We start from the raw sequence: 17,793 nt of genomic DNA, 5'->3' as shown, positions 1-17,793 counted from the left end.
GTTGATAGGCCGGATCTGGAAGCCAGGTAACTGGTGGAGGTGACCGGTACTAATAGGCCGAGGGCTTGTCCTCAGTTGCTCGCGTCCACTGTGTTGGTTCTGAAACCACGAACAGCCCCATGTGCCACGCATGGTCTGGTTGTCAGTTTCATAGTGTTTCGGTGGTCATAGCGTGAGGGAAACGCCCGGTTACATTCCGAACCCGGAAGCTAAGCCTCACAGCGCCGATGGTACTGCAGGGGGGACCCTGTGGGAGAGTAGGACACCGCCGAACAATTCTTCAAAAAAGGCCCACACCTAAATGGTGTGGGCCTTTTTGCGTTTCCGGCTACTGTGAGGCACATGAACTACGTCATCCGCTCCATACGCGCCGACGAATGGCCGGCCGTCAAGGCGCTGCGACTGCTCGCGCTCCAGGACCCGGTCGCGCACCTCGCCTTCCTGGAGACGTACGAGGAAGCCCGGGCGAAGCCGGATTCCTTCTGGCAGGAGCGGGCTGAACGAGCCGCGGAGGGTGCGACCGCGGCCCAGCAGATCATCGCCGAGGGGCCGGACGGGCAGTGGGTCGGGACCTTGACCGTTCTGGTGGAAGAGGCAGGCACGAAAGACTGGGCCGGTTTTCCCGTCGACCGGAGGCAGGGGCATGTCGTCGGAGTGTTCGTGCGGCCCGAGTGCCGGGGGATCGGTCTGACGGAAGTACTCTTCGACGCCGGCGTGGAGTGGGCCTGGGGGATGGGCGCCGAACGCGTTCGGCTGATCGTGCACGAGGACAACGAGCGCGCCCAGAGGCTCTACCGCAAGGTCGGATTCGCACCCAGCGGGGTCGTCGTGCCCTTGGAGCAGACACCGGGGGAGACCGAGCTGGAGTACGTCCTCGAGCGGGACGCAAGCTGAGGGGCTAGACGACGGGCAGCTCGTCGTGCGGCCAGCGGCTGCGGGCCTGTTCGCGGGAGCGGAGCAGGGCCAGGGTCGGCAGGCCGTGGTCCGCGCCCGTGGACAGCAGGTCCGGGAGCCGGGGGAACGGGGCCACGGCCGCGATGTCGTCCAGGACCAGGGTCAGTGGTGGGTCGAGCCGACCGGAGGATGACCGTTCGGCCATGTGCCGGCCGTGCTCGACCACGCTGGAGACGAGGGCCGTCAGGAGCGGCATGGCGCCGGGATCGGTCCTGGGGTCCTCGATGGATTTGCCGACCACATAAAGAGTGCCCCCTTCGTCGACGAAAGAATCCAAGGCGAGGGCATCAGTTCGGTGGGGAGTGCAGGCTTCGCGGATGTTGACCGTGGAGAGCGCGGACAGGGCACGGCTCGTCAGCTCGTGGGCCATGTCCCGACGGTCCGGGTGCGAGGTGAGCGCGGCCTCCAGTTCGCCCGCGGCACCGGGGGCCGCCTTGGGGTTCGTGCGCAGGGCGCGGACCGCGTCCTGGACCTGCGTGCCCTGGGCCCACCGGTGGACGTGGCGGATGCTGCGGTTGTCGAGAGCGGCGGCATGCAGGTAGCTGCGCAGCAGGATCTCGGCGGTGTCGCTGACCGCCTGGTCCAGACGGGCGGTCGGCCTCACCGGGGCGAGCAGGGCAGCCGCCCGCCGTACCGCCGTCTGCTTGTCCTGGCAGCCCGCGGCCGGGGACCAGTGCAGTCGGGCCGGAGTGTCGCAGAGGTGGGTGGGATCGTAGAGGAGGACCGGGCCCAGTTTGGCCCGCGCGTCCTTGGTCTGCTGCCAGAGGGCGGCGGCGGAGGTGACCACGACGAGAGGACCTGCCGCGTCGCGGATGGCCTGGATCGCGGTGGCCTGGCGGGCGAGGGGCGCGCCGTACAGCACCGCGCCTTCGGCACGGTCCGTTCCCCAGCCTCCCGCCTCTTCACCGCCTGCAACGGGGACGGGCGGTTCCACGGGCTCCGGCTCACCACGAGGTGCGGGCACCTCGTGCAGCGCCTCGGGCACCCCGGCATGTGCCGGTGCCGGTACCGGCACCTCCGGCGGCGCCGGGGAAGCCGTGGCACCCGCTGCCGCCCCTGTCCCTGTCCCTGTCCTCTTCTCGAAGCGCCTCCGGGCGCGGCCGGCCCGCCACCGCGCGACCGTCCCGATCACGAACACGGTCAGCACGAACAGCACCATCAGCTGACCGATGAACAGCCCCCAGAACAGTCCGTACCCCGACAGCTGTGCCGCCGGGGTGTCCGGCCAGGCGCCCGCCAGGTCGTGTGGCCGGCCGATGAGGTGGCGCATGGCCACGGGGGTACCGGTGAAGGTGACGCCGGACGGCCAGGCGCCGCGTGCGAACCAGCCCGCGAGGCCCGTGGCCGACCACACCAGCAGGGTCATGCCCAGCAGGAAGGCGAGGATGCCGATCAGCAGGCCGTCCGGGATGCCGCCCTGGCCGCCCCGCTGTCCTCGCCCGTGGTCGTATCGTCCGTCGTCGTATCGCCCGTGGTCGCGGTCGTCGGGTCTCACGCCGTCTCCCTTACGCCACCGTAGACTCCGACGACCCGTCCAGATCGCCGATGTGCTGTTCCACGAAGGCCGCCGCCCGCTGCTCAGCCTCCAGTTCGGCGGCCCGCAGGGCGTCGTCGGCGGCCCGGTCGAAGGAGGACTCGGTCATCGCGCGGTCGGTGAAGACCAGCGGGCGTTCCGTCTCCGTCACCAGGTGCTTTACCACCTGGACGTTGCCGTTGACGTCCCAGACGGCGATGCCGGGGGTGAGGGTGGGGATGATCTCCACCGCCCACCTGGGCAGTCCCAGCACCCGGCCCGTGGCCCGCGCCTCGTCGGCCTTCTGGGCGTAGATCGTCCGGGTCGACGCCATCTTCAGGATCGCCGCGGCCTCCTTCGCCGCCGCGCCGTCCACCACGTCGGACAGGTGGTGGACGACCGCGACGAAGGACAGGCCGAGCCGCCGGCCGAACTTCAGCAGCCGCTGGAACAGCTGGGCCACGAAGGGGCTGTTGATGATGTGCCAGGCCTCCTCGACCAGGAAGATGCGCTTCTTCCGGTCGGGGCGGATCCAGGTGTGCTCCAGCCACACGCCGACGATCGCCATCAGGATGGGCATGGCGATGGAGTTGCGGTCGATGTGGGAGAGGTCGAAGACGATCAGCGGGGCGTCCAGGTCGATGCCGACCGTGGTCGGGCCGTCGAACATGCCGCGCAAGTCACCGTCGACGAGCCGGTCCAGGACCAGCGCCACGTCCAGGCCCCAGGCCCTTACGTCGTCTATGGCGACGTTCATCGCCTCGGCGGACTCCGGCTCCGGGTGCCGCAGCTGCTCGACGATGTCGGTCAGCACCGGCTGGCGCTCGACGATCGTCTCGTTGACGTAGGCGTGCGCCACCTTCAGCGCGAAGCCCGAACGCTCGTCGAGGCCGTGCCCCATGGCGACCTCGATGATGGTCCGCAGCAGCGCCAGCTGACCCGTGGTCGTGATCGAGGGGTCCAGCGGATTGAGCCGGATCCCGTGGTCCAGGGCAGCCGTCGGGTCCAGCCGGATGGGGGTTATCCCCAGCTCCTCCGCGATGAGGTTCCACTCGCCGACGCCGTCCTCGCCCTGCGCGTCCAGCACGACGACCTGGCGGTCGCGGAAGCGCAGCTGGCGCAGGACGTACGTCTTCTCCAGCGCCGACTTGCCGTTGCCGGACTCACCGAGGACCAGCCAGTGCGGGGCGGGGAGCTGCTGGCCGTACAGCTGGAAGGGGTCGTAGATGTAGCCCTTCCCGGAGTACACCTCGCGGCCGATGATGACGCCGGAGTCGCCGAGGCCCGGGGCGGCGGTCGGCAGGTACACCGCCTGGGCCTGGCCCGTGGAGGTACGCACCGGCAGCCGGGTCGTCTCGACCTTCCCGAACAGGAAGGACGTGAAGGCGTCCGTGACGGCGGACAGCGGGTCCCGCATCAGCGCATCATCCCCTACCTTCGGATTCCGGTGGCGAACGGGAGCGTGTTCACGAACGCGCGGTGGTGCTCGCGGTCGCACCATTCCAGCTTCAGGTACGACTTTCCGGCCGACGCTCTTATCGTGCGCTTGTCGCGGGCCAGTGCCTCCGGGGAGCGCGACGAGACGGTGATGTAGCCGACCAGATTCACTCCGGCGGCGCCGCTGGCGAGGTCCTCACCGCGCTGGTCGAGGCGGCTGTGGGCGGCGACGTCGCGCGGGTCGACGGTCCGGTTCATCTTGGCGGCGCGGGACGCCTCGGCCTCGTCGTTGGTCTTCTCGGTCAGCATGCGCTCGATGGCGATCTCGGTGGGCTCGAGGTCCATCGTCACGGCGACGGTCCGGATGACGTCCGGGGTGTGGACGAGGAGGGGCGCCAGGAAGTTGACCCCGACCGGGGTCATCGGCCACTCCTTCACCCAGGCGGTGGCGTGGCACCAGGGCGCGCGGGTGGCGGACTCCCGGGTCTTCGCCTGGAGGTAGGTGGGCTCCATGGCGTCCAGCTCGGCCGGCCAGGCGTTGCGCGTGGTCATCGCCTGGATGTGGTCGATGGGGTGGTCGGGGTCGTACATGGAGTGGACGAGGGAGGCCAGACGTCCCTGCCCGAGGGGCTGGCGCACCCGGATGTCGGCCTCCTGCAGCCGGGAGCAGATGTCGGTGAGCTCACGCGCCATGACGACGGCGAGCCCGGCGTCCCGGTCCAGCTTCCGCCCGCCCTGCGGCCGCGCCGCCCGGGCCATGGCCTGCGCCTCGGCGGCCAGCTCGCGCGTGTAGTGCATGCAGGCGACGAGGTAGGCGCGGTGCTGCTCGCTGCTGGTGGACACCATCGACTGCAGCTGGTCGTACGACTCCCTGAGCCATCCCGGCGCCCGCTCGTCCCCGCGCTGGGTGACGTCCTTGGCGTGCGCGTCGGGGTCGGCGGGCAGGGTGCGGGCCAGCATCTGCAGGCGGGTGACGAAGCCGTCGCCGTTCGCCACGTGCTTCAGCAGCGTGCCGAACCGGTCGACCAGGGCCTCCTGGTCCTCGGAGTCGCGCAGGCCGACGCCTGGGCCCTCGATCTCGATGGCGGCGGTGACGGTCTTGCGGTCGGCGTGCAGCAGTACGGCGATCTCGTCCGGCCCGAACGGCGCGGCGAGCCAGGTGATCCGGCCGATGCCGGGCGGCGGCCCGATCTCCACCTCGCGCCCGTCCAGGGCGGTACCGGCCTCCATCACACCGGAGCGGTAGGCGGCGCCCCGCTTGACGGTGCGCTTGAAGCTGCGGTTGATCTCGAACCACTTGTAGAAGGTGCGGCGCTTGTACGGCACGTACACCGCCGCCAGCGCCAGCATCGGAAAGCCCGTCAGCAGCACGATGCGCAGGGACAGGACCGGGACGAGGAGGCCGCACATCATGCCGAGGAACGCGCCCGCGATGATCAGCGCGATCTCACCGGACTCGCGGTTCCGGCCGATGATGCCGTTCGGCCGGGCGCGGCCGATCAGATACGTACGGCGGGGCGTGACCGGATGGGACAGGTGGGACTCGGTCGTCAACGCCCTTCACCTCCCGAGCGGTTGCTGTTGCGGGTGTTGCCTGCGTGCGGGGTGTTGGCCGGGCTGGGGGAGCGCGGCGCGGGCGCGGCGGAGGGCACGGCTCCGCCGCCGGGGGAGCGGGTGCTGTGCGCGGCGACGCCGCCGGAGGCCGGGTTGGCCGGGCGGGCGGCGCCGCCGGACGGCTGGCCGCCGCCCGCGTTGTTGTCGGCGCGGGTGCTGTGCGTCTTGATGCCCTGCGCGACCAGGGTCGCCGGGGAGCTGATGACCGCGGCGGCCTTGCCCTCGGCGCCCTGCATGATGCGGTTGTTGCGGCCGCTCGCGATCTCGTCGCCGAAGCCGGGGACGAAGCGGTAGATCATCGCGCTCGCGAAGATGGCGAGCAGGATGATGGCGAGGCCGGACACGACGGCCGAGAAGGAGTCCGGGCCGCTGTCGCCGGACAGTGCCCCGGCCAGGCCCAGCACTATGACGATGACCGGCTTGACCAGGATGACGGCGATCATGATCCCGGCCCAGCGGCGGACGTGTCCCCACAGGTTCTTGTCCACCAGGCCCGCGTAGACGACGGTGCCGAGGAGGGCGCCGACGTAGAGCAGGGCGGCGCGAATCACCAGCTCCAGCCAGAGGACGCCGGCGGCGAGGATGCTGACCAGGGACACCACGATCAGCATGATCGGCCCGCCGCCGATGTCGCTGCCCTTGTCCAGGGCGCCGGAGAACGTGCCGAAGAACGTGTCGGTCTGGTCGCCGGTGGCCTTGGCCAGTACGTCCGTGACTCCGTCGGTGGCCGATACGACCGTGTACAGGATCAGCGGCGTGAACGCGGACGCGAGGACCGTGAGCCAGAGGAATCCGACGGCTTCCGACAGGGCGGTGGTCATGGGGACGCCGCGTACGGCTCGCTTGGCCACGGCCAGCAGCCACAGCAGCAGCGTGAGGATCGTCGACGCCGCGAAGACGACCGCGTACTGCTGAAGGAACTTCTGGTTCGTGAAGTCGACGTTCGCCGTCTCCTTCACCGCGTCACTGAGCTTGTCGACGGTCCAGGAGGCGGCATCCGCGCAGCCCTTGGCCAGGGAGGCGAGGGGGTCGAGGGTGTCGGTGAGGGGGTTGTCGGTGGTCAGGCCGGATTTGCCACCGGAGCTGCCGCTGCCTTTTTCGCAGTACTGCTTGGCGGGGCCGATCAGCAAGTCGCAGGGATCGCTGCTCTTGGACGGGCCGGGAGTGGGGGCCGCTGCGGCACGGCTGGCAAGCAGTACTGCGGTCGTCTGTACGGCGACCACCAATCCGGTGACCTTGAGTACGCGGCGCGGGCTACCGGGCATAAGTGAACCCTCCGTACTCCTCGATGGCCTTGCTGATTTGGTCCGAGCTGGCGGCCTTGTCGTCCCCGGGGACCGGCGCCGGTCCGTCTTTCTGGCTGTCCGTGACGATCTTCCAGTCGTTGTCGACCCACTGCAGGTCGAAGGTCCACGTCTTCCAGGTTGAGGTGACCGGATCGGTGGACTTGTCGCCCGACATGCCGATGAGCCCCATGTACCAGACCGAGACTTCCGCGGTGCTCTCGGTGAGCTGCCCGGTCTTGGTGCCTACTGGAATGGTGCGTGACACGAAGGTGCTGCCCTGCGGTGGGTTGCCGTTGGCGTCGAGACCCATCCTGCTGAGGAAACTGGCTGAGTATGCCGAGTCCATTGCTCCTTGGAGCTTCGCTGCTGCGGTCGGCGTGTAGAGAGCCTCGACGATTCTGTGGCGGCTGTCTGCATTGAACATGCCGGTCGACCCCAGTGTCACAGCGTAATTGGCCGCCGCACTCTCCGCCCCCTGCTGATCCCGCGAGAACCCCGTAGGGATCCCCCCGGCCTTCGAGGGGACCGGCTTGGTGCCGCTCGCTGCTGTCGCCGCCGCCTTCGGTTTGTCCCCGGAACCCTTGCCGCCGCCGGAGGCACTGTCGTCGCCCCGGTTCGCGAAGGCGATCGCCGCGATGAGGAGGACGACGACGCCGACCACCGTGACCAGGCTCCTGGAAGATGACCGACCGCCTCGGCGGGCGCCGCCGTAGGGGTCGCCGCCGCGTTCGGGCAGCCGGGTTCTGGTCTCGCCCGCGCCGCCGTAGCCCTGGTCGTCTCCGAGACTCATGCCGCGTACGCCCCCTCGACCTCGTACCGGAACGCGTAGATGTACGACGTTAGCCGTGCTGGCTCCCGCGCGGGCGCGGTGTGTTGACTCGACATCAGGGAAACGCAACCTCAGCCGGTGGGCACGACGGGCGGGTGGGGTGGTGGGGACCGGGCGTGCCCGGAGGACTGGAGGAGAGGGGCCGCTACACGGCCATGCCGTACACGATGGTGAACAGCGTGCCCAGGGAGCCGATGATGAAGACGCCCGTCAGGCCGGCGATGATGAGGCCCTTGCCCTGCTCCGCGCTGAAGGTGTCCCGGAGGGCGGTCGCACCGATGCGCTGCTTGGCCGCGCCCCAGACCGCGATGCCGAGACAGAGCAGGATGGCGACGGCCATCACCACCTCGATCATCACCTTCGCTTCGTTGCCCAGGCTGCCGAAAGGCCCCCAGTCCGGAGCGATTCCGCCGATGATGGTGTTGATGTCTCCCTTGTCGGCCGCAAAGAGCATGTAAGTCACCGCCCCTGGTGGGTAGTTCCGCGGTCCCCTGCGGTGTGCAGAGGTCAGGCCTCATTGTCGCCGACAATGTCGCCGTCGTATGTCGACTTGGCGTCATTGAATGGCGGGTTTCGTACGCATACATCGTACGGTTACTCTGTGTATCACGGCAGGTCACGCCGGGCAATGAGGCCTGAGCGGAACCTGTCGTGTGGTTCCGTCGTTGTGCTCCTCTACGACCTGGCACGTTTTCTGACGGCTGGTCGGGTGAGGTGCCGACACGATGTTCTCACGAGGGGGGCCCGGCGGTCGCCGAGGCGACGGCGCAGCCGACGCGGCGTCAGGGGCCGGGCCCGGCGGGTCACGGAAGGACGGGGCGCGGCCGGCTGCCGTGCCCCGTCCTCTTCGCGTGCCGCCGAGGGGACCCCACGTCCCCCTCACGTGGCGGCTCCCCGTGACCCGACGGGGAGGTCCGGCCGGCTGGGCCCGCGACGACGATGGCTCGTCGGGCGCGCGGCAACAAGGCGGGTGGCGCAATCCTGACCGCCGCGTTACGGAAACGGGCGCCGGGCTTGACCGGGCGCACAGCGCGGACACAGGCGGTCCGTGGGCCCGCGAGGCCGGGACGCGGGGCGGGCCGTGGGCTCAGCGGGGCTTGAGGCCGTGCAGCAGGTGGTGTACGGGCCCGTCCAGCATGCCCACGACCTGTTCGGCCGGGATGGTGCCGTTGGCGGCGAAGGCGGCCAGCCCGTGCATGCTCGCGCCGGCGACGACGGTGATGACCGCCGGGTCGCCCACGACGATCTCGCCCCGCGCCTGCGCGTCCTGGACCAGCCGCTCGAAGGACCCGACGGAGCGGTCGACGGCGTCGGCGGGACGGCGGGCGTAGGGCACGCCCCCGCCCGTCCTGGCCCTATCGGGTTTCCAGGCCCTCCACGAAGTGGTCGAACTCGCCCGCCTGCACGCCGAGCACGAAGGCGTCCCACTTGCGGCGGTTGGTGGTGACCACGTTGTCCGGGTCGCCGGTCTCGCGGATGTAGACGGGGGCCTCCCCGTCGTCCCCCTCGCCGAAGGCGATCTCGATCCAGGGCCCCGGACCGGTCGCCTCCGGCGGGGCGGCGCGTTCCCAGGTGAGGTCGGCGGGCAGGTCGGGCATCGCGCGGCTCCTTCTCTCGAGGGCGGTGAGCAGGGCGTGGCCGGGGTTGACCGGCCCCTGGCCGGCCGGTCCTGGAGCCGGGGTCACGGGCTCCGGCGACCGGCCGCAGGATTCCATGGCCACCGTATCCCCGCCCGGGGCGGACGTGGGCTGCGTCTCGTCCGGGCCTGCGCGGACTCGTGGCGGGTACCCGTGTCGCCGATGTCCTCGCAAGTTCCCGCGGCGTGGAGCTCCCGGGGCGTGGAGCTTCGTGGGCCGTTTGCCGGGGGTGGACGCGATTCACAGTCAAAACTCAGAGAAGCCGGGGACCGGTTCTCACCTTGGTGGGACACAGTGGGCCGGATGAAGCGCACCTCACGCGTCTCGGTCACCTCACGTCCCGCTCTGCTCGGCGCCGTGGTGATGCTGGCGCTGACGTCGGCCTCCGTGGCGGCCGCCGACGACGGGCCGGGGCCCTTCGCGGTCACCGTCGTGGCCGCGGCGAACCGGGAGAGCGTGAGAGTGGGGGCGCTCTTCGGCGCGGACCGGGTCGGGAAGCTCGCCGGCGGCCACTTCTGCACGGCCTCGGTCGTGCACAGCGCTCAGGGCGACCTCATCGCCACGGCCGCGCACTGTGTGGACGGTGACGACGCCGGCGACCTGGTGTTCGTGCCGGGCTACCGGGACGGGACGGCGCCGTACGGGGTGTGGAAGGTGAAGCGGCGGTTCCTGCCGGACGGGTGGTCCACGGGGCGGGACGAGGACAGTGACGTGGCCTTCGCGACCGTGGCGGGGCCGGCCGGGGCACGGGGCAAGCGGATCGAGGACGTCGTCGGGGGCAACGGCTTCGCCACCCGGACGGCGACCGGGGCCACCGCCGTGACGGTCACCGGCTATCCCAACGCCCAGGAGAACCCCATCAGCTGCACCAACAAGCCCCGCGCGCACAGCGGTACCCAGCAGCGCATCACCTGCCCCGACTTCACCGGCGGGACCAGCGGCAGCCCCTGGGTGAACGGGGACCACGACGTGGTGGGAATCCTGGGCGGCCACGACCAGGGCGGGACGACGGCCGACGTCTCGTACAGCGTGGTGCTGGGAGCGGAGGCGGCCGAGCTCTACCGGGACGCCGCGGGCGTCCGCGGGCGATCCGTGAGCGATCCGTGAGCGGGGCGGGCGGGGTGCGGCGCCGTCCGTGCGCGCCGGCCTGCTGAGGGACGGTCAGGTCCCTCCCCGGGTGAGGCCGCTTCACGTACCCTGACGATCTCGGTGGCGCGAATAGGCCGAAAAGCTGGCCGAGTCGGCCGGTTCGAGGCGGAAGCGGACTTGAAGCGGGCTCGGATGGGGGAGGGTTGAGCCGTGCGGAAAGTATGGGTGGTCGGTGCGGCCGCGACCGGGGTCGGGCTGAGCTTCGTCATGCTGCTCGTGGTCGGGGTGTACGTCGTCGCCGGGAACCTCGTCAACGGGGTCCGCGGCGGGGCCGTCGCGCTGGCCAAGGGGGCGGTGCCGGCCGCGTACCAGACGCTCGTCCAGAAGTGGGGCAATCTCTGCCCTGCTCTCAACCCGGCTCTGCTCGGCGCCCAGTTGTACCAGGAGAGCGGATTCAACCCGAACGCCAGGAGCCCGGCGAAGGCGGAGGGGATAGCGCAGTTCATCCCCGGGACGTGGGCCACGCACGGTATCGACGGCGACGGGGACGGGGACCGGGACGTGTGGGACCCGAATGACGCGATTCCATCGGCCGCCTCGTACGACTGCCAGCTCGCCTCGTACGTGAAGGACGTGCCCGGCGACATCTCCGACAACATGCTCGCCGCCTACAACGCGGGTGCCTACGCGGTCATCAAGTACGGGGGCGTGCCGCCGTACGCGGAGACCCGGAACTACGTGAAGACGATCAGCACGCTCGAGCAGAGCTTCGCCGCTCCCGTCACCCGGGTCGACCCCAGCCGGCAGGCCGCCGGTGCCATCGCGTATGCGCAGAAGAAGCTCGGGACGCCCTACCTGTGGGGTGGCGAAGGCACCGCTGAGCAGGGAGGACGGTTCGACTGCTCCGGGCTGACCAAGGCGGCGTACGAGAGCGTCGGGGTCACGCTGCCGCGCGTCGCCAACGATCAGTACAACGCGGGGCCGCACCCGAAGCGGGAGGAGTTGCTGCCGGGCGATCTGGTGTTCTTCTCCGATGATCTGACCGACTCCCGGGCCATCCGGCACGTGGGGATCTACGTGGGGGGCGGGTACATGATCGACGCGCCGCGGACGGGGGCTGTCATCCGGTTCGACCCCATCGACACCCCTGACTACTTCGGTGCCACCCGGGTAACCGAGGATGGCGCGAAAGCACTCCCCACCACGGTGTGACTGAGCGTGAACCCGCCCCCTGAGCTGCGGCTATGAGTCTCTCTTCGATAACGTCTGAGTGATCATTCGGTGGAGAGTGGAACGTTATGGCGGGGGACGTGCGTTCCTGTTGACGTAGCCGAGCGGACGTCAGTACAGCGGAAGCGGATCTACGAATCCACGGGGGTGGGTAGGAGCGGCGCACGCCAGGTGCGCCCGGAGAGCGACGAAGGGGCCGCAGCACCATGGCTGTACTCGCCGATTCCGGTTCGAACCCCGACGTCGACCTGCTGTACGACATCAACGGACTGGCCAAGGGCGCGCCCGGGTGGGTCGACCGGCTGATGGAGTTCGTGGGTGAGTACGGGCTGCTGCTCGCCATGGTGCTGCTGGTGGTGTGGTGCTGGTGGTCCGTGCGGAGGCGCGCCGCCGGCGGGGACGAGGCGGCCGCCTCCGTCGCCGGACTGGTGTGGGCGCCGCTGGCCGCCGGGATCGCCGTGCTGGTGAACGTGCCCATCCGGGGATTCGTGGAGCGGCCCCGTCCGTTCGTCGACCACCAGGGGCTGGACGTCCTCGTCTCCGGCAAGACCGACTACTCGTTCGTGAGTGATCACGCGACGCTGACCATGGCCATGGCCGTCGGGCTGTTCGTCGCCCACCGGAAGTTCGGGCTCGTCGGGATCGGGCTGGCGCTGTTCGAGGGGTTCTGCCGGGTGTACATGGGCGTGCACTACCCGACCGACGTGGTCGGGGGGTTCGCGCTCGGGACCGCGGTGGCGCTGTTGCTGTCCCCGGTGGCGATGGCTCTGCTCACGCCGGTGATGAGGGCCGTGGAGCGGTCGCCCCGGGTGGGGTGGGTCGTCCGGCGGCGATCAGCCGGTGCCGCGGGCGGGGACGCGCTCGTGCCCGGTTCGCGGAAGGCCGTGGCCGCGGAGGAGCGGGATCTCGCCGCGTAGGTTCCCCGCACCCGTGCGGGGCGTGCGGCCGCCGCCCCCATGCGTCGCCCCCGGTCCGCGGTCCCCGGTCTACAGCCCCTGCGGGTAGCTGAAGAACCTCTCCGGGTCGTAGCTCTTCTTCACCTGGGCCAGCCGCGTGGCCGCGTCGCCGTAGTACGCCTTGCGCCAGTCGGTGAGCGTCGGGTCGGTGTAGTTCTGGTAGGCCGCGCCGGACGCGTAGGGCCGCATGGCGTTGTGGGCCGACGTGAGCCAGGACTGGGCCGTCGTGCCGGAGGAGCCCGCGCCCCAGGAGGCGATGTACTGCGCCAGCACCCGGGAGCGGCGGTGGACGAAGGCCGTGGCGGTGGGGGAGACGCGGTTGACGGCACCGCCGAGGGCGGTGAGGTCGATGCTGCCCGCGCCGCCCCGCACCGAGGTCAGCTGGGCCAGCAGCTTCTGGATGCCGGCCGCCGTCAGGGAGCGGTCGAAGAAGTCGGAGCGGGCGGCGTACGTCTCGCGGCCCAGGGCGCCCTGCGGGGAGCGGCCGGGAGTCGAGCCGGGGAGGTGGCACTGGGCGTCGGTGGCGAACCTGGAGCAGTTCGCGTAGCCCTCCATCGCCTCCTCGTAGCCGCGGCGGCGCAGGGAGACGCTGGACGCGCCCGCGCCCACCTGGTCGGCCAGGCGGTCCACCGCGTTCTTGAGCTCGCCGTAGGTGCCCATGGAGAAGGCGGCCACGGAGACCGAGGGGGTGCGGCCGGGGGAGGCCGACAGGTGCAGGGCCGACCAGATCTCGTCGGGCTGGCCCGGGCCCCACTCCTGCCAGGCCTTGACCACCGCGGCGGCCTTCGCCCAGGGCCAGGTCAGGTATCCGGTGACGGCCTGGGGGGCGGGGTGGGTCCTGAAGTGGAGTTCCGTGACGACGCCGAAGTTGCCGTTGCCGGCGCCGCGCAGGGCCCAGAAGAGGTCCTTGTGGCTGGTGGCGTTGGCGGTGATCTGCTTGCCGTTCGCCGTGATGAGGGTCGCCTGGGTGAGGCTGTCGCAGGTCAGGCCGTACGCGCGGGAGGCGACGCCGTGTCCGCCGCCGAGGACCAGGCCGGAGACGCCGACCGTGGGGCAGGAGCCGGCGGGGATCGTCACGCCCTTGGCGCCGAGCGCGCGGTAGACGTCGATCAGTTTGGAGCCGGCGCCGACCACCGCCTCCTGGCCGCTGACCCGGATCCGGTTCAGCTTGGCGACGTCGACCACGAGGCGGCCGTCGCCGGAGGACCAGCCCGCGTAGGAGTGGCCGCCGTTGCGTATCGCCACGCGTATGCCGTGGGCGTGGGCGTAGGCCAGCGTCGTCCGGATGTCGTCGGCGTGGGCGACGTAGGCGACGGCGGCGGGTTTCAGGCCGTCGAAGCGGGTGTTGTACAGCTGGTGGGCGGTCTTCCAGGCCGCGTCGCCGGGGCGGACCAGGGTGCCGTCGAGGTCGCGGGCGAGGGCCGCCCAGTTCGCGGCGACGGCCGCGCCGGTGGTCTTCATCGGTGTACCGGACGAGGCCGTCGTGAGCGTCGTGGCCGACGGGGCCGACGTGCGCGTCGCGGGTCCGGCGGCGGGGCCTCCGCTCCCCTTGCAGCCGCCCACCGCGACCGCGGCCACCGTCGCCGCGCCGCCTGAGATGAACGTACGTCGCTCCATGCCCGTGCCTTTCCTCGCTCCTGTGGAACGAGACGGCGCCCTGGGGCCAAAGGTTGCACGGTACGTGATCCGGCCGGCCGGTACCGTCGTGTGCCCTGTCCGTGAGCGTTCCGTGACCTCACCGGGCCGACGGCAGGGGTTCACTCCCCGTTCACTTCCGGCCATCGGCGGCTTCACCTGTTCTGCCTAATTTCGGCCGTACCCGGTGCGGAGTGCGGCCTTGTGGACGCGCTGCCGTACTTCTCGACCTCGCACGCCGCCGACGGTGGCGGCTCCTGGAAGGAACTCCCGAAAGTGAAGCTTCAGCGCAAGAACCGGCTTCGCGCCCTTTCCCTCGGTGCTGTGGCCGTCTCCGGCGCCCTGGCCCTGACGGCGTGCGGCTCGGACGACACGGGCAAGAAGGCGAGCGACGGTTCTTCGTCGACGGCGAACGCCAGCTCGATCAAGTGTGACGACGCCAAGGGCCAGCTCCTCGCCGACGGCTCCTCCGCGCAGAAGAACGCGATCGACGCGTGGGTGAAGAGCTTCTCCCAGGCCTGCGGCGTGCAGATCAACTACAAGGGCGGCGGCTCCGGCGCCGGTGTCACCGCGTTCACGCAGGGCCAGGTCGCCTTCGCCGGTTCCGACTCCGCGCTCAAGCCCGAAGAGGTCACGGCCTCCAAGAAGGTCTGCTCCGGCGGTCAGGGCATCGACCTGCCGATGGTCGGCGGCCCGATCGCGGTCGGTTACAACGTCCCGGGTGTCGACAACCTGGTCCTGGACGCCCCGACCCTCGCCAAGATCTTCGACAGCAAGATCACCAACTGGAACGACGCGGCGATCAAGAAGCTGAACCCCGACGCGAAGCTCCCGAACCTGAAGATCCAGGCGTTCCACCGCTCCGACGAGTCGGGCACGACGGACAACTTCACCAAGTACCTGATCGCCACCACCCCGGACAACTGGAAGTACTCCGGCGGCAAGGCCTGGCAGGCCAAGGGCGGCCAGTCCGCTCCGCAGTCCGCCGGTGTGGCCCAGCAGGTGAAGCAGACCTCCGGCGCCATCGGCTACTTCGAGCTGTCCTACGTCGCGGACGGCGTCAAGGCCGTCTCCATCGACACCGGTGCCAGCAAGCCGGTCGCACCCAGCACCGAGTCCGCCACCGCCGACATCGCCGCCGCGAAGGTCGTCGGCACCGGCAAGGACCTCTCGCTCCAGCTGGACTACAAGACCAAGGCCGAGGGCGCCTACCCGATCACCCTGGTCACGTACGAGATCGTCTGCGACAAGGGCAACAAGGCGGACACCCTGCCCGCCACCAAGGCCTTCCTCCGCTACATCGCCAGCGAGGACGGCCAGAAGGTCCTGTCCGGGATCGACTACGCCCCCGTCCCCGACGCGATCATCTCCAAGGTCCGCACCACCATCGAGGGCCTGAGCTGACCTGAGTGCGGTCCGGTCCCCGTCCGGGGCCGGACCGCACCGTCCGGTGCACCGCCGCCAGGAGCCGGGCGCCCCCCTCGGGGCGTACGGCTCCACCGAGCCGCCCACCTCCGAGCGGCTCCGCAGACCGGAGAACCCGATGGACATATCGACGATGACAACCGACGCACCTCCCCCCCTCCCCGAGCCGGCCGTGGCCGAGCAGAAGCGCACCGCCCGTGGCGCGACCCGCCCCGGTGACCGCGTCTTCCTCGGCCTGTCCCGTGGCTCGGGCATCCTGCTGCTGGTGATCATGGCCGCGATCGCGGTCTTCCTCGCCTACCGCGCCTCCCTCGCGATCAGCAAGGACCACGGCAACTTCCTGACCGCCTTCGAGTGGAACACGAACCTCCAGCCGCCGGTCTTCGGCATCGCGGTGCTGGCCTTCGGCACGATCGTCTCCTCGATCGTCGCCATGGTCATCGCGGTCCCGGTCGCGGTCGCCATCGCGCTGTTCATCACGCACTACGCGCCGCGCAGGCTGGCCGGCCCCGTCGCGTACGTGATCGACCTGCTCGCCGCCGTGCCGTCCATCGTGTACGGCCTCTGGGGCGCGCTGATCCTCGTACCGCACATGAGCGGCCTGTTCGGCTGGCTCGACCGCTACCTCGGCTGGACCGGCCTCTTCTCCTGGGACGGCGGTCCCGCCCGCTCGATGCTCACCGTCGGCATCCTGCTCGCGATCATGATCCTGCCGATCATCACCAACGTCAGCCGCGAGGTCTTCCGGCAGGTCCCGCAGATGCACGAGGAGGCCGCGCTGGCCCTCGGCGCCACGCGCTGGGAGGTCGTCCGCATGGCGGTGCTGCCCTTCGGCCGCTCCGGCGTGATCTCCGCCTCGATGCTCGGCCTCGGCCGGGCGCTCGGCGAGACGATGGCCGTCGCCACCGTGCTCTCCCCGACCTTCGACATCCAGGCCAGCCTGCTCAACCCGGGCGGCGGCACCTTCGCCCAGAACATCGCCAGCAAGTTCAGCGAGGCGACCGAGTACGGCCGTGACGCGCTGATCGCCTCCGGTCTGGTCCTGTTCGTCATCACGCTGCTGGTCAACGGCGCGGCCCGTGCCATCATCGCCCGCCGCAAGGAGTACTCGGGGGCCAACGCATGACCACCGCAAGCATCGCCGACAAGCGCCCCAGCACGCTGCGCGGCGCCAGCCTCCCGAAGTGGTCCCCGTGGGCCATCGCCGCCGGGTCCCTCGTCGTCGCGATCGGCATCGGTCTCGCCGCCGGCCTGGACAGCAAGGTCCAGTGGGGCCTGATCGCCGCGATCCTGTTCGTGCTCGGCACGTTCGGCATCGCCGCCCGGGTCGAGGGCCGCCGCCAGGCCAAGGACCGCGTCGCGACCTCCCTCGTCTGGGTCGCCTTCCTGCTCGCCGTCGTGCCGCTGGCCTCCCTGATCTGGGTGACCGTCGCCCGCGGCGTGAAGGTCCTCGACGTCTACTTCCTGACCCACTCCATGGGCGTCGTCGCCGACTCCGAGCCGGGCGGCGGCATCTACGCCGCCATCATCGGCAGCCTGGAGCAGGTCGGCCTCGCCACCCTGATCGGCGCGCCGATCGGCATCCTCACCGCGGTCTACCTGGTGGAGTACGGGCGGGGCAGGCTCGCCCAGGCCGTCACGTTCTTCGTCGACGTGATGACCGGTATCCCCTCGATCGTCGCGGGCCTGTTCATCCTCAGCCTGATGCTGATCTTCAAGATGCAGCCCTTCGGGTTCGCCGGCTCGCTGGCCCTGGCCATCCTGATGATGCCGGTCGTGGTCCGTTCCACCGAGGAGATGCTCAAGCTCGTACCGAACGAGCTGCGCGAGGCATCGCTGGCGCTGGGCGTGCCCAAGTGGCGCACCATCCTGAAGGTGGTCCTGCCGACCTCCATCGGCGGCATCACCACCGGCGTCATGCTCGCCGTCGCCCGTATCGCGGGTGAGACCGCGCCGGTGCTGCTGCTGGTGTTCGGCAACCCGTTCATCAACAACAACCCCTTCGACGGCGCACAGGCCTCACTGCCGCTGTACATCTACCAGCAGTACGGCGCGGGCGCCGAGCCGGCGTTCGACCGCGCGTGGGCGGCGTCCCTCACGCTGATCGCCTTCGTGATGATCCTCAACATGGTGGCCCGGGGCATCGCCCGCTGGAAGGCCCCGAAGACCGGTCGCTGACCGCGGCCCT

16 protein-coding genes and 1 rRNA gene are annotated in these 17,793 nt (G+C 70.3%); 8 read left to right on the top strand and 9 right to left on the bottom strand.

The window, feature by feature from the left end; all coding sequences use genetic code 11:
• Nucleotides 1–157: 157 nt before the first annotated feature.
• Together rrf and ABZX30_RS02755 are read left to right on the top strand one after the other, a co-directional pair.
• Nucleotides 158–274: ribosomal RNA gene (gene rrf / locus ABZX30_RS02760) — 5S ribosomal RNA — on the top strand.
• A gap of 68 nt (nt 275–342) precedes the next feature.
• The gene (locus ABZX30_RS02755; RefSeq protein WP_355927911.1) at nt 343–894 is read left to right on the top strand and encodes a GNAT family N-acetyltransferase; all 552 of its coding nucleotides are present in this window, start codon (nt 343–345) and stop codon (nt 892–894) included.
• A gap of 4 nt (nt 895–898) precedes the next feature.
• On the opposite strand, the gene ABZX30_RS02750 is transcribed toward ABZX30_RS02755, so the two are convergent.
• From ABZX30_RS02750 to ABZX30_RS02715, 8 genes are all read right to left on the bottom strand, one after another.
• The gene (locus ABZX30_RS02750; RefSeq protein ID WP_355927953.1) at nt 899–2,365 is read right to left on the bottom strand and encodes a type IV secretory system conjugative DNA transfer family protein; all 1,467 of its coding nucleotides are present in this window, start codon (nt 2,363–2,365) and stop codon (nt 899–901) included.
• A gap of 94 nt (nt 2,366–2,459) precedes the next feature.
• Nucleotides 2,460–3,884: an ATP-binding protein gene (locus ABZX30_RS02745; RefSeq protein WP_355927909.1), complete on the bottom strand. Its 1,425-nt coding sequence runs from the start codon at nt 3,882–3,884 to the stop codon at nt 2,460–2,462.
• Nucleotides 3,885–3,898: 14 nt separating this feature from the next.
• The gene (locus ABZX30_RS02740; RefSeq protein ID WP_355927908.1) at nt 3,899–5,458 is read right to left on the bottom strand and encodes an SCO6880 family protein; all 1,560 of its coding nucleotides are present in this window, start codon (nt 5,456–5,458) and stop codon (nt 3,899–3,901) included.
• On the bottom strand, nt 5,455–6,783 hold the full coding sequence (locus ABZX30_RS02735) for a hypothetical protein (RefSeq protein ID WP_355927905.1): 1,329 nt from the start codon (nt 6,781–6,783) through the stop codon (nt 5,455–5,457). Before ABZX30_RS02735 ends, ABZX30_RS02740 begins: the two co-directional genes overlap by 4 nt.
• Entirely contained in the window at nt 6,773–7,594 is an 822-nt protein-coding gene (locus ABZX30_RS02730; RefSeq protein ID WP_355927903.1) for a hypothetical protein, read from the bottom strand. Before ABZX30_RS02730 ends, ABZX30_RS02735 begins: the two co-directional genes overlap by 11 nt.
• A 184-nt stretch (nt 7,595–7,778) precedes the next feature.
• Nucleotides 7,779–8,087 (bottom strand): hypothetical protein, encoded by a 309-nt coding sequence (locus ABZX30_RS02725; RefSeq protein WP_014673544.1) that lies wholly within the window; start codon nt 8,085–8,087, stop codon nt 7,779–7,781.
• 633 nt (nt 8,088–8,720) lie between these two features.
• Nucleotides 8,721–8,969: a hypothetical protein gene (locus tag ABZX30_RS02720; RefSeq protein ID WP_355927900.1), complete on the bottom strand. Its 249-nt coding sequence runs from the start codon at nt 8,967–8,969 to the stop codon at nt 8,721–8,723.
• A gap of 19 nt (nt 8,970–8,988) precedes the next feature.
• Entirely contained in the window at nt 8,989–9,231 is a 243-nt protein-coding gene (locus ABZX30_RS02715) for a DUF397 domain-containing protein (protein ID WP_355927897.1), read from the bottom strand.
• Between the two features lie 342 nt (nt 9,232–9,573).
• On the opposite strand from ABZX30_RS02715, the gene ABZX30_RS02710 reads away from it, so the two are divergent.
• The 3 genes from ABZX30_RS02710 to ABZX30_RS02700 all read left to right on the top strand — a co-directional run bounded on the left by ABZX30_RS02710 (nt 9,574) and on the right by ABZX30_RS02700 (nt 12,506).
• Nucleotides 9,574–10,377 (top strand): trypsin-like peptidase domain-containing protein, encoded by an 804-nt coding sequence (locus ABZX30_RS02710; RefSeq protein ID WP_355927894.1) that lies wholly within the window; start codon nt 9,574–9,576, stop codon nt 10,375–10,377.
• Nucleotides 10,378–10,569: 192 nt separating this feature from the next.
• Complete coding sequence (locus ABZX30_RS02705; RefSeq protein ID WP_355927892.1) at nt 10,570–11,571, top strand: bifunctional lytic transglycosylase/C40 family peptidase; 1,002 nt, start codon at nt 10,570–10,572, stop codon at nt 11,569–11,571.
• Nucleotides 11,572–11,795: 224 nt separating this feature from the next.
• Entirely contained in the window at nt 11,796–12,506 is a 711-nt protein-coding gene (locus tag ABZX30_RS02700) for a phosphatase PAP2 family protein (RefSeq protein ID WP_355927889.1), read from the top strand.
• 69 nt (nt 12,507–12,575) lie between these two features.
• On the opposite strand, the gene ABZX30_RS02695 is transcribed toward ABZX30_RS02700, so the two are convergent.
• Nucleotides 12,576–14,162 (bottom strand): FAD-binding oxidoreductase, encoded by a 1,587-nt coding sequence (locus ABZX30_RS02695; RefSeq protein WP_355927886.1) that lies wholly within the window; start codon nt 14,160–14,162, stop codon nt 12,576–12,578.
• A 294-nt stretch (nt 14,163–14,456) separates the two neighbouring features.
• Between ABZX30_RS02695 and pstS the strand changes: the two genes are divergently transcribed.
• The 3 genes from pstS to pstA all read left to right on the top strand — a co-directional run bounded on the left by pstS (nt 14,457) and on the right by pstA (nt 17,783).
• Nucleotides 14,457–15,584, top strand: a complete 1,128-nt coding sequence (gene pstS, locus ABZX30_RS02690; RefSeq protein ID WP_355927950.1) for a phosphate ABC transporter substrate-binding protein PstS — start codon at nt 14,457–14,459, stop codon at nt 15,582–15,584.
• 139 nt (nt 15,585–15,723) lie between these two features.
• Nucleotides 15,724–16,731, top strand: a complete 1,008-nt coding sequence (pstC, locus tag ABZX30_RS02685; protein WP_355927948.1) for a phosphate ABC transporter permease subunit PstC — start codon at nt 15,724–15,726, stop codon at nt 16,729–16,731.
• Entirely contained in the window at nt 16,728–17,783 is a 1,056-nt protein-coding gene (gene pstA, locus ABZX30_RS02680; RefSeq protein ID WP_355927883.1) for a phosphate ABC transporter permease PstA, read from the top strand. Before pstC ends, pstA begins: the two co-directional genes overlap by 4 nt.
• The last annotated feature ends 10 nt before the right edge of the window (nt 17,784–17,793 follow it).

The sequence above is a fragment of the Streptomyces sp. NPDC004542 genome, assembly GCF_040610035.1.
Classification (GTDB): Bacteria; Actinomycetota; Actinomycetes; order Streptomycetales; family Streptomycetaceae; genus Streptomyces.
Note: the sequence above shows the minus strand (reverse complement) of the source record. Positions and strands in the feature narration are given on the sequence as shown.

What these genes read in the sequence shown, in the direction of transcription:
- ABZX30_RS02715 (WP_355927897.1), bottom strand. Translation starts at nt 9,231, where the DNA reads ATGCCCGACCTGCCCGCCGACCTCACCTGGGAACGCGCCGCCCCGCCG.
- ABZX30_RS02735 (WP_355927905.1), bottom strand. Translation starts at nt 6,783, where the DNA reads ATGCCCGGTAGCCCGCGCCGCGTACTCAAGGTCACCGGATTGGTGGTC.
- ABZX30_RS02695 (WP_355927886.1), bottom strand. Translation starts at nt 14,162, where the DNA reads ATGGAGCGACGTACGTTCATCTCAGGCGGCGCGGCGACGGTGGCCGCG.
- ABZX30_RS02745 (WP_355927909.1), bottom strand. Translation starts at nt 3,884, where the DNA reads ATGCGGGACCCGCTGTCCGCCGTCACGGACGCCTTCACGTCCTTCCTG.
- ABZX30_RS02730 (WP_355927903.1), bottom strand. Translation starts at nt 7,594, where the DNA reads ATGAGTCTCGGAGACGACCAGGGCTACGGCGGCGCGGGCGAGACCAGA.
- ABZX30_RS02755 (WP_355927911.1), top strand. Translation starts at nt 343, where the DNA reads ATGAACTACGTCATCCGCTCCATACGCGCCGACGAATGGCCGGCCGTC.
- pstA (WP_355927883.1), top strand. Translation starts at nt 16,728, where the DNA reads ATGACCACCGCAAGCATCGCCGACAAGCGCCCCAGCACGCTGCGCGGC.
- ABZX30_RS02700 (WP_355927889.1), top strand. Translation starts at nt 11,796, where the DNA reads ATGGCTGTACTCGCCGATTCCGGTTCGAACCCCGACGTCGACCTGCTG.
- ABZX30_RS02725 (WP_014673544.1), bottom strand. Translation starts at nt 8,087, where the DNA reads ATGCTCTTTGCGGCCGACAAGGGAGACATCAACACCATCATCGGCGGA.
- pstC (WP_355927948.1), top strand. Translation starts at nt 15,724, where the DNA reads ATGGACATATCGACGATGACAACCGACGCACCTCCCCCCCTCCCCGAG.
- ABZX30_RS02710 (WP_355927894.1), top strand. Translation starts at nt 9,574, where the DNA reads ATGAAGCGCACCTCACGCGTCTCGGTCACCTCACGTCCCGCTCTGCTC.